The organism is Paenisporosarcina sp. P5_A11 (assembly GCF_056400705.1).
The window spans coordinates 1-10,427 of sequence record NZ_JBFUKT010000118.1 but is presented as its reverse complement, the minus strand read 5'-3'; the positions used below and the strand labels follow the sequence as shown (position 1 = coordinate 10,427).

Annotated in this window: 12 protein-coding genes and 1 pseudogene; all 13 read left to right on the top strand. The window is 37.3% G+C overall.

The features are described 5' to 3' along the window. Positions 1–205: pseudogene (locus tag AC1DOS_RS14185) on the top strand (1-acyl-sn-glycerol-3-phosphate acyltransferase); the annotation flags it as partial. 94 nt (positions 206–299) lie between these two features. Next, complete coding sequence (gene rpsA / locus AC1DOS_RS14180; RefSeq protein WP_108587184.1) at positions 300–1,439, top strand: 30S ribosomal protein S1; 1,140 nt, start codon at positions 300–302, stop codon at positions 1,437–1,439. A 12-nt stretch (positions 1,440–1,451) separates the two neighbouring features. Beyond that, the gene (gene fni / locus AC1DOS_RS14175) at positions 1,452–2,504 is read left to right on the top strand and encodes a type 2 isopentenyl-diphosphate Delta-isomerase (protein WP_108587183.1); all 1,053 of its coding nucleotides are present in this window, start codon (positions 1,452–1,454) and stop codon (positions 2,502–2,504) included. 171 nt (positions 2,505–2,675) lie between these two features. Beyond that, positions 2,676–3,986: a ribosome biogenesis GTPase Der gene (der, locus tag AC1DOS_RS14170; RefSeq protein ID WP_108587182.1), complete on the top strand. Its 1,311-nt coding sequence runs from the start codon at positions 2,676–2,678 to the stop codon at positions 3,984–3,986. Positions 3,987–4,013: 27 nt separating this feature from the next. Continuing rightward, positions 4,014–5,036 carry an NAD(P)H-dependent glycerol-3-phosphate dehydrogenase gene (locus tag AC1DOS_RS14165; protein ID WP_477538015.1) on the top strand — a complete coding sequence of 341 codons (1,023 nt, stop codon included), beginning with the start codon at positions 4,014–4,016 and terminating at the stop codon, positions 5,034–5,036. Positions 5,037–5,126: 90 nt separating this feature from the next. Continuing rightward, the gene (locus AC1DOS_RS14160; RefSeq protein WP_108587180.1) at positions 5,127–5,330 is read left to right on the top strand and encodes a DUF2768 domain-containing protein; all 204 of its coding nucleotides are present in this window, start codon (positions 5,127–5,129) and stop codon (positions 5,328–5,330) included. A gap of 9 nt (positions 5,331–5,339) precedes the next feature. After that, positions 5,340–6,050, top strand: coding sequence for a hypothetical protein (locus AC1DOS_RS14155; RefSeq protein WP_477538014.1), 711 nt, complete (start codon positions 5,340–5,342; stop codon positions 6,048–6,050). Between the two features lie 77 nt (positions 6,051–6,127). Then, positions 6,128–7,606, top strand: a complete 1,479-nt coding sequence (gene spoIVA, locus AC1DOS_RS14150; protein WP_108587178.1) for a stage IV sporulation protein A — start codon at positions 6,128–6,130, stop codon at positions 7,604–7,606. A gap of 174 nt (positions 7,607–7,780) precedes the next feature. Continuing rightward, positions 7,781–8,053, top strand: a complete 273-nt coding sequence (locus AC1DOS_RS14145; RefSeq protein WP_108587177.1) for an HU family DNA-binding protein — start codon at positions 7,781–7,783, stop codon at positions 8,051–8,053. Between the two features lie 500 nt (positions 8,054–8,553). Next, positions 8,554–9,123, top strand: a complete 570-nt coding sequence (gene folE, locus AC1DOS_RS14140; protein WP_108587176.1) for a GTP cyclohydrolase I FolE — start codon at positions 8,554–8,556, stop codon at positions 9,121–9,123. 71 nt (positions 9,124–9,194) lie between these two features. Next, the gene (gene mtrB / locus AC1DOS_RS14135) at positions 9,195–9,416 is read left to right on the top strand and encodes a trp RNA-binding attenuation protein MtrB (RefSeq protein ID WP_024534862.1); all 222 of its coding nucleotides are present in this window, start codon (positions 9,195–9,197) and stop codon (positions 9,414–9,416) included. A gap of 84 nt (positions 9,417–9,500) precedes the next feature. After that, positions 9,501–10,289, top strand: coding sequence for a heptaprenyl diphosphate synthase component 1 (locus AC1DOS_RS14130; protein WP_477538013.1), 789 nt, complete (start codon positions 9,501–9,503; stop codon positions 10,287–10,289). Positions 10,290–10,296: 7 nt separating this feature from the next. Next, on the top strand, positions 10,297–10,427 hold a 131-nt coding region (locus AC1DOS_RS14125; protein ID WP_477538016.1), incomplete at its 3' end, for a class I SAM-dependent methyltransferase.

Below are 10,427 nucleotides of genomic sequence, written 5' to 3'. Positions count from 1 at the left end.
AGCTGGCTTTTTTGCTTTAAAAGGGGATGCGAATGTTGTTCCTTGTGCCATTATTGGTCCATATAAGCCTCTTAAACGATTAAAAGTGGTTTATGGTAAGCCGATTGACATGCAACCTTACCGCGATCGAAAAGCGACTGCTGAAGAAGTCACTACAGTAATTATGAATGAAATTCAAAAGTTATTAGACCAAAATAAATCGTAATATTTAGTTTTTTTCAAATTGAAGGGTAAATTTTTGTTTTTATTAGAGAATTCGCATAAAATAAAGAGTGGAACGTTGTGAAGGAGGATGCTATATGTCTGAGGAAATGAACTTGCAGGAAAACCAGGACTTCCGTGAAGGAAATCTTGTAAAAGGAACGGTTGCCCAAGTTGAGGATAAGGCAGTAACTGTCACAATTGAAGGTGCACCGTTTGATGGAATAATCCCGATTAGTGAACTGTCAAGCTTGCACATTGAAAAAGCTTCTGACGTCGTTTCCATCGGTGACGAATTAAATTTAATTATTACAAAAGTAGAAGACGACAATTTTGTGTTATCTAAACGTAGAGTTGATGCTGCTGAAGCTTGGGATTCGCTAGAACAAAAGTTTCATAGTGGCGAAATTATCGAAGCAGAAGTGAAGGATGTAGTGAAAGGTGGACTTGTAGTTGACCTCGGGTTACGTGGATTTGTTCCAGCTTCGTTAGTTGAAGATCACTTTGTGGAATCGTTCGATGATTACAAAGGAAAACTACTAACATTTATCATTGTTGAAATGGAAAAAGATAAAAATCGATTAATCTTATCTCATCGCGCAGTAGTTGAAGCTCAAAAAGAGTCAAACAAGAAAGACGTTATTGACCACATTCACGCTGGAGATGAATTAACAGGAACGGTGCAACGTATTGCTGCTTTCGGTGCTTTTGTAGATTTAGGTGGGGTAGATGGACTTGTTCATATTTCTCAACTATCTCATGAGCATGTTGAGCAGGTTTCAGACGTTATTCATGAAGGACAAGAAGTTAAAGTGAAAGTTTTGTCCGTTGACCGTGATAGCGAACGTATTTCTTTATCAATTAAAGACACTCTCCCAGGACCGTGGGAAGGTATTGAAGATAAAGCGCCTCGAGGATCAGTTCAAACAGGTACAATTAAACGCCTTGTTTCATACGGAGCATTTATAGAAGTATTCCCAGGTATTGAAGGCCTTGTTCATATCTCGCAAATTGCCCATTCTCATATTGGCACACCGCATGAAGTGTTAAAAGAAGGGCAAGAAGTACAAGTAAAAGTATTAGACGTTAACAAAAAAGATAAACGATTATCACTGAGCATTAAAGATTTAGTTGAAAAAGAAGATGGATATTCAGGTAATGATTATGAAATGCCTGAAGAATCAAAAGGTTTTTCAATTAGTGATGTTATTGGGGATAAATTAAAACACTTTAAATAATGGAGCATAATAATGACTAGAGCTGAACGAAAATTGGACCACATAAAACACGCGTTGTCGACAGGACAATCTAGAGCAACATGGTTAGATGATATTCGTTTTGTACATCAGGCTCTTCCTGACAGTAGTTGGGATAAAGTGTCATTGCAAACTCAACTTGGCGAACTCGTTTTTGGTTCGCCTTTTTATATTAATGCAATGACAGGTGGAGGAGGGGCTAGAACGACTGAGTTGAACAGTCAATTAGCTCGTATTTCTCGTGAAATGAATATTCCAATGGCGGTGGGTTCTCAGATGGCCGCCATTAAGAACCCAGAAGAAATTGCCACATTTGCCACCGTTCGAAAAGAAAATCCAGACGGCCTGATTTTTGCTAACCTAGGTAGTGAAGCATCGGTGGATCAAGCTAAAAGAGCTGTCGATATGCTTGAAGCTAACGCTCTACAAATCCATCTTAATGTCATCCAAGAGTTGACGATGCCTGAAGGAGATCGTGATTTCAGTGGAGCACTAAGTAGAATAGAACAGCTTGTAAACGACCTGGATATACCAGTTATCGTTAAAGAAACAGGTTTTGGAATTTCACGCGAAGCGGCAATGAAACTTCAATCAATAAACGTAGCGGCTATCGATATTGGAGGCTTTGGTGGAACCAATTTTGCGGCGATTGAAAATGAACGTCGACATCGCAAACTTAGCTTTTTTAATGATTGGGGAATTCCTACAGCTGCAGCGTTAATTGAAACTACTAGTTTGAATTCTAAAGTTCCTGTATTAGCTTCTGGAGGCATTCAACATGCACTGGATATGGTGAAATGTTTATCACTCGGTGCTTCTGCTGTCGGTTTGGCTGGCAAAGTATTAAAAACCTTAGTTGAAGAAGGGGAACAAGCTACGATTGAAGAAATTAAAGAAATAATTGAAGATTTGACTATGTTAATGGTATCACTTGGCGCGAATACCATTGAAGAATTGCAAAAAGTGCCATTAATTATTTCAGGTGAATTACATCATTATTTAACTTACCGTGGTATCGATACATATACATACGCAAATCGTAAATAATAAAGAGATGTAGACATATACAAAGTCTGCATCTCTTTATTTTGGCCAGGGAATAATGTCTGACAGGGTTTTCGCTTCATTTATCCGCTTTGCAATGTCGAGCGAACATGGCGTTTTATGCGTTTCTTATGTATAATACTTTAGAGAAGAATTTRGAAGGATGAAATAAATATGCCTAAACCGGTAGTAGCRATAGTTGGTCGCCCAAATGTAGGGAAATCAACAATCTTTAATCGAATAGTTGGAGAACGCGTTTCCATCGTGGAAGATATTCCAGGAATAACACGTGATCGTATATATAGTTCTGCTGATTGGTTAACTCATGAATTTAATATAATTGATACAGGTGGAATTGACATTGGGGACGAGCCTTTCTTAGAACAAATTCGTGCTCAAGCTGAAATTGCCATCCAAGAATCAGACGTTATTATTTTCTTGACGAATGGTCGAGAAGGTGTCACAGCAGCAGATGAGCAAGTAGCGAAAATATTATACAAAACAAAAAAACCTGTCGTGTTGGCAATTAATAAAATTGATAATCCTGATATGCGTCCTATGATTTATGACTTCTATTCATTAGGATTCGGCGAACCATTCCCGATTTCGGGTTCTCATGGACTTGGTATTGGAGATTTATTAGATGAAGTAGCGAAGAATTTCCCAGACGAAGATGAAGAAATTTATCCTGAAAATGTTATTAAATTTTCATTAATTGGTCGACCTAATGTTGGAAAGTCTTCTTTAGTGAACTCTTTCTTAGGTGATGAGCGTGTTATTGTAAGTGAAATTGCAGGAACGACTCGTGATGCAATTGATACGCAATATGAATACGAAGACCAACCATATGTCATTATCGATACAGCTGGGATGCGTAAAAAAGGAAAAGTCTACGAAACCACTGAAAAATATAGTGTGCTTCGTGCATTAAAAGCAATCGAACGCTCGGATGTTGTTTTAGTTGTTATAAACGCAGAAGAAGGTATTCAAGAGCAAGATAAAAAAATTGCTGGGTACGCGCATGAAGCGGGTAAAGCAATTATTATCGTAGTTAATAAGTGGGATGCAGTAGAGAAAGATGAGAAAACCATGAATAAAACTACTAAATTAATTCGTGCTCATTTCTTGTTCTTAGATTATGCTCCAATTATATTCGTTTCTGCAGTAACGAAACAACGCGTCCATTCCATTTTACCAGTTATTAATCGTGTAAGTGAAAATCACGCAATGCGCGTTACTTCTAGTGTATTAAACGAAGTAATTGAAGACTCAGTTGCTCGTAATCCTGCTCCAACAGACAAAGGACGTCGTCTGCGCATTTACTACGCAACTCAAGTTGCGATCAAGCCACCAACATTTGTGGTGTTTGTAAACGAACCAGAAATTATGCATTTCTCATATGAGCGATTCTTAGAAAATCGAATTCGTGAATCCTTCGATTTCGAAGGAACACCAATTCGCCTTATTACACGTGCTAGAACGTAATTTGTATCAGTAAGGGAGATTTAAAATATGGAAAAAGCAGTCGTTTTAGGTGCCGGCAGTTGGGGGACAGCTCTCAGTATGGTCCTTGCAGAAAATGGACACAATTGTTTGCTTTGGTCGCACCGAGAAGATCAAGCAACTGAAATTAATAATCAACATTCCAATGAAAAATATCTTCCTGGAACAGTGCTACCATCTACATTAACAGCCACTTCATCATTAAAAGATGCAGCCACCCACGGAAAAATAATCGTGATGGCTGTCCCAACTAAAGGGATTCGAGAAGTTTGTCGTGATTTAAAAGAGTGGATTCAGGAACCCATTCTTTTCGTTCATGTATCTAAAGGGATTGAACCCGATTCCTTAAAGCGAATTTCTGAAGTTATGCGAGAAGAAATACCTGCGCATTTAATTGAAGAAATAGTGGTTCTTTCTGGACCGAGTCACGCAGAAGAAGTAGTGTTAAAACACCCTACTACTGTAACGGCTGCTTGCGAAGAGATTCACTATGCTGAGAAAGTACAAGACTTATTTATGAACGGCAATTTCCGTGTCTATACTAATTCAGACGTTATTGGCGTCGAAATTGGCGGGGCATTAAAAAATATTATTGCATTAGGTGCAGGCATTTCTGATGGCCTAGGATACGGTGATAATGCAAAGGCTGCTTTAATTACAAGAGGTCTAGCTGAAATTGCCCGTCTTGGAACCAAAATGGGTGCTAATCCTTTAACGTTTTCTGGTTTAACTGGAATAGGTGATTTAATAGTGACTTGTACTAGCGTCCATTCAAGAAATTGGCGTGCTGGGAACCTATTAGGTAAAGGTATGAAGTTAGATGAAGTATTAAATCAAATGGGTATGGTTGTAGAAGGCGTGAGAACGACAAAAGCAGCTTATCAATTATCTAAATTTCATGGTGTGCCAATGCCAATAACAAGCGCATTATATGCTGTGTTATTTGAACAAGTCAATCCGAAAACAGCAGTGGATCAATTAATGGATCGTGTTAAGAAACAAGAGATGGAAGACTTATTTGAATATCTTTAAATCGTCACAAAACAAGAGGTAGTGAGTCTGCGCCTCTTGTTTTTTCATGATATAATTATTTGCTAGAGATAGTGAAAGGTGGTTAAATTTATGTCATCACTAGATAAAATGTGGGTTTCATTTGCTTCCATGGGCTTTTTGATGATTTCTATGGGTTTAATTTATATAAGTAGACACAAAATCAATAATCGTTTAATTAAATTTATTTTTGCAACTGTAGCTTATGTACTTTTAATAGGTGGATTTTTAAGTATGATTTATATTGTATTTTCTGGTCCAACTGGAAGCTCGTGAGGTGAGGAAATGAAAAAAATATCACTTATTAGTCTATTATTCTTTACATCAATACTGTTATCAGGTTGTATGTATCCAGAGTCAGAGCGTGCTGAAAATCAAAAACCATATGAAGATCAACTAAATTCAGTTCAAGTGGCTGTCGATAAGTATCAAGAAGCTTCAGGTGGTTTACTTCCAATAAAAACTAGAGATCAAAGTGTTGATCAATACATTAAATACCCTATTGAGTTTCAAAAAATTGTCCCTGCCTATTTAAGTGAAATTCCACCAAACGCTTACGAAAACGGTGGACTCTTTCAATATGTTATTATTGATGTCGAAGAAAATCCGACTGTCAAATTAGTTGATTTACGTTCTGCTGAAAAAATTAGAGATTTAAATATTAAACTTGGTGTGAATGGTTATGGTCCGATAGCTGGAGAAATAGCCGAAAATGTATATAAATTAGACTATAAAATTATGGGCTTTAAAGAGGAACAAACGGTTCCTAGTCCTTATTCAGATGTTAATCTGCCGTTAGTGGCTACTGGAGATGGAACCATTTATATCGATTACTCAATCGAACTGAATCGTATTCTTCAAGAAGATAAGCCTACAGTAAAACCAGGTGAAGATATTCGTTATCTTTTAGTTGATAAATACCCTGTGCTACCTGCGTATTCACTGCCGTATACTGTTAATAAAAATAATGAACCAGAATTCTTATTAAAGAAATAAAGACAAACGTTTCATGCATATGCATGAAACGTTTTTTTGGTGCATAAAATAAAGTGCGTAGGAAAGGGGGCCATGATATGGCTGAAGAGCTTTATCAACAAATAGCCGAACGGACAAATGGTGATGTATATATTGGCGTGGTTGGACCGGTGCGAATCGGAAAATCTACTTTTGTAAAACGAGTTATGGAGAGTTTAGTAATACCTAATATGACGGATGAAGTGGACAGACTTCGTGCACAAGATGAACTACCTCAAAGCTCTCCTGGAGCAGTAATTATGACAGCCGAACCAAAATTCGTACCCGCTCATGGTACTAGCATTCAGGTAGGCGATGATGCATTCCGTTTCAATATTCGCTTAGCGGACTGTGTAGGATATATTGTAGAGGGTGCAAAAGGTCATGAAGACGAGAATGGGCCAAAATTGGTTCATACACCTTGGCATCATGATCCGATCCCATTTGAAGAAGCCGCACGAATTGGTACGGATAAGGTAATCAGAGATCATTCTACTATAGGAATCGTGATGACAACGGATGGCTCGGTCAACGAAATTCCAAGAGCAGCTGTTGAAAAAGTAGAAGAAGAAATCGTTGGTCAGTTAAAAGAAATTGGGAAACCATTTGTTATTTTGCTTAATACTAGATTTCCAGGTACTGATCAAACAGATCATTTGCGTAAAGAATTATCCGAAAAGTACAATGTACCCGTGATTGCAGCAGCAGTTGATAGGATGTCAGTTCAAGAAATTCAAGTTGTATTAAAAGAGGCACTTTATGAATTCCCTGTGACAACATTTGAGTTACTGAAACCGGACTGGATGGACGTTTTGGAAAATGATCATCCTTTAAAAGAGTCCCTTCAAAATTCAATTGATTCTTGGTCTACACAAGTTTCAAAAATCCGTGATGTGAAAGATTTGGCCACATTTATATGTGATGAACCTTTTGTTGAAAATGCTGAAGTGATTGAAGTGGATGCAGGAAAAGGAAAAGCATCTATTCAAATCGAAATAACAGATGAGGCGTTCCAACAAGCCTATTCGGACTTCTTGGATGAGCCAATTGTTACAAAAAAAGACTGGCTATCATACGTTAAAGAATCTTCATATGCAAAAAAATCGTATTTACGATTCCATGAAGCAATTGAAATGGCACAAGAGACTGGGTACGGTGTATCAATGCCATCGGTACAAGAGTTTCAACCTACTGCTCCAGAATTAATTAAACAAAATGATTTCTTTGGTGTACGAATGAAAGCCAAAGCTCCTTCACTTCATATTATTCGTATTGACATGGATGCAGAATTCTCACCATTAATTGGTTCTGAATTCCACAGTCAACAACTGTTAAAAGATTTAAAAGAAGCCTATTATCACAATCGTGAAGCACTGTGGGCAACATCGTTATTTGGAACACCTTTACACGAGATGTTAAGAGAGAGTATGCGCTATAAATCAGATGCTGTACCAACACATGCGAAGAAACGTATGAGAGAAACGATTGAACGAATGGTTAATGAAGGCGATCGTGGTATGGTAACGTTTATCCTATAATAGAGAGCAGGACTGCGCATTTACCTATGCGAATAGTCCTGTTCTTTTTATTCTGGATGGATTTTCTGCATGAAGTTGGTAATTCTCGTGGAAATATYGTTGCGTAGCCTTTTTGGTTATGATACTCTTTTTACATGATTGAGATTCCATCCCCTTTGAGAGGAGGTGAATGGTGTGAATAAAACAGAATTAGTAAACTCAGTAGCTGAAGGTACAGAACTTTCTAAAAAAGATGCTTCTAAAGCAGTTGATGCTGTATTTGATACAATTCAAGATGCTCTTGCTAAAGGTGAAAAAATCCAACTTATTGGATTTGGTAACTTTGAGGTTCGTGAACGTGCTGCTCGTAAGGGTCGTAACCCACAAACAGGTATGGAAATCGACATTGCTGCAAGTAAAGTACCTGCTTTCAAACCAGGTAAAGCTCTTAAAGACGCGGTAAAATAAAACGCGTGTAATTACATAAAGAACGGCTTTTGTGAGAAATTACAAAAGTCGTTCTTTTTTGTATGCTCTTAAGTGAAGTGAATTATCATCTTGACATGCAAAATGATGTTAGCGGCTGCTTTGTCGCAACTTTTTGCGTTACTGTCACATCTTCATGAATTATTGTCGTAACTATCCAATTTCCTCCTAATTCTACTATCTCTTTCGTGGAGCAGCAGATAAGATGTAGTACAAAATACACATTATCTTAGACAATCAAGAAGGATAGAAAAAGTAATTTCTGAAAAGAATAGACTAATTGAGCGTTTTTGCGTAACATTTGATGGTGTGCTACGATTTACATGAATTTAATACCGAAACAGTTGTCTTTATTACCCGAATTTCAATTGCCAAACGTAGAGAATGAAAACCTTTCCAAGTTCACYATTACTACACGGTAAATTACATAAAGCCAATACACGGCAAAGATAGTTGTGTTTTATTATTAGGAGGCGTCAAGCATGTCAACGGTTGACTTACAAAAAATAGAAGAAGCAGTAAAAATGATTTTAGAAGCAGTTGGAGAAAATCCTGAACGTGAAGGATTACTTGAAACACCAAAACGTGTTGCGAAAATGTATGCTGAAATGTTTTCAGGTTTGAATGAAGATCCAAAAGAATATTTTAAAACCGTTTTCCACGAAGATCATGAAGAATTAGTTTTAGTAAAAGATATCCCGTTTCATTCAATGTGTGAACATCATTTAGTGCCTTTTTACGGTAAAGCTCATATCGCTTATATTCCGAGAGACGGAGTAGTTACAGGTTTAAGTAAATTAGCTAGGGCTGTTGAAACAACGGCTAGACGTCCACAACTACAAGAAAGAATTACATCGACTATTGCTGATTCAATTATGGAGATGTTAAATCCTTTTGGAGTATATGTAATTATCGAAGCTGAGCATATGTGTATGACCATGCGAGGAATTAAAAAGCCAGGAGCAAAAACAGTAACAGCCGTCGCACGTGGCATTTATGAACAAGATGATATAAAGCGCAGTGAGATTTTATCATTCATACAAATGAAATAACCAAATCATCTTAAAACAATAGGGTATGCTATGATTAATAGACAATTTGTTTCACATAGGAGGAATGTACAATGGCACAAACAGAATACATCGTGATTCGAGCAGAAGAAGATGGCGTTCATGTCATTGGTCTTACAAGAGGCACTGATACAAAATTTCATCACTCCGAAAAGTTGGATCGTGGAGAAGTTATGATTGCCCAATTTACTGAACATACTTCAGCGATTAAAATACGTGGCAAAGCAGAAATTCAAACAACACATGGCCAAGTTTTTAGTGAAACTAAAAAATAGAATCTGTCTACGTGAATGAGTAGCCATGCTGTGCTATAATTACAAAATACGACACCGGCAACATCGCGAAATGGAGCACGTACGATGAACGAAAAATTCATTCATAAAACAATTGAACAATTTCATTCGAAAATATTAGATTACGTCCGTCATCGGACTCTTCGGAAGCATGCGGGAGAACCGGATCTTCGTGAAGACCGTTTATTTTTTATGCTTCTACCTTTGTTAAACGGGAATCAATGGGACGATGAACACGAACAGTCTGCAATTTCAGTTGCAGTTATTTATTGTGCATTAACGGCACATGATCAAATTAAAGAATTAAATGCATCCTCGAAAAGCCAGCAATTAACGGTATTGGCAGGGGATTACTATAGCGGACTTTACTATCAAATATTAGCAAGCCTTTCAAACATCGACCTAATCCGTTCGCTATCAAATGGAATAATCGATATTAGTGAGAAAAAAGCATCGGTTTATGATGATGTAAAGCAATCATTTGAACAGTGGATGGAGACCATTCAAACGATCGAAAGTTTATCAATTGAACAATTTTACGATCATTTTAATTTTGCTGCCTATAAACCATTTGTACGTCGCGGATTATTAATTCACCGAATTGTAAATGAGCTAGAGCTTGTAAAACAAGGTAAAGGATCTCGTTTCCAAGACTCCTTATCAGATAGCGAACAGCATTTAGGTTTTTCTCACACTTGGCTTGTATTACTGAATAAAGAGCTTGCCATTCAAAAAAATAAATTGATGGAAGAAATTTCACGATCTCATCTACTCAGCCATTCTGTTCAACAATACTTAGTTGATATGTTTGAACTACGCTTGAATGAGCAAGTTTCTGTCATGAGAGAAAGGTGACATCAGCATGACCAAAACAAAAGAACAACGTGTCCATGAAGTATTTGAAAAAATTTCTGGGAATTACGATAAGATGAATTCCGTCATTAGCTTTCAACAACATAAAAAATGGCGTGATGATACCATGTCTCGTATGAA

Excerpts from the sequence above, each read along its gene's own strand:
- rpsA (WP_108587184.1), top strand. The coding sequence starts at position 300 with ATGTCTGAGGAAATGAACTTGCAGGAAAACCAGGACTTCCGTGAAGGA.
- fni (WP_108587183.1), top strand. The coding sequence starts at position 1,452 with ATGACTAGAGCTGAACGAAAATTGGACCACATAAAACACGCGTTGTCG.
- AC1DOS_RS14165 (WP_477538015.1), top strand. The coding sequence starts at position 4,014 with ATGGAAAAAGCAGTCGTTTTAGGTGCCGGCAGTTGGGGGACAGCTCTC.
- AC1DOS_RS14160 (WP_108587180.1), top strand. The coding sequence starts at position 5,127 with ATGTCATCACTAGATAAAATGTGGGTTTCATTTGCTTCCATGGGCTTT.
- AC1DOS_RS14155 (WP_477538014.1), top strand. The coding sequence starts at position 5,340 with ATGAAAAAAATATCACTTATTAGTCTATTATTCTTTACATCAATACTG.
- spoIVA (WP_108587178.1), top strand. The coding sequence starts at position 6,128 with ATGGCTGAAGAGCTTTATCAACAAATAGCCGAACGGACAAATGGTGAT.
- folE (WP_108587176.1), top strand. The coding sequence starts at position 8,554 with ATGTCAACGGTTGACTTACAAAAAATAGAAGAAGCAGTAAAAATGATT.
- mtrB (WP_024534862.1), top strand. The coding sequence starts at position 9,195 with ATGGCACAAACAGAATACATCGTGATTCGAGCAGAAGAAGATGGCGTT.
- AC1DOS_RS14130 (WP_477538013.1), top strand. The coding sequence starts at position 9,501 with ATGAACGAAAAATTCATTCATAAAACAATTGAACAATTTCATTCGAAA.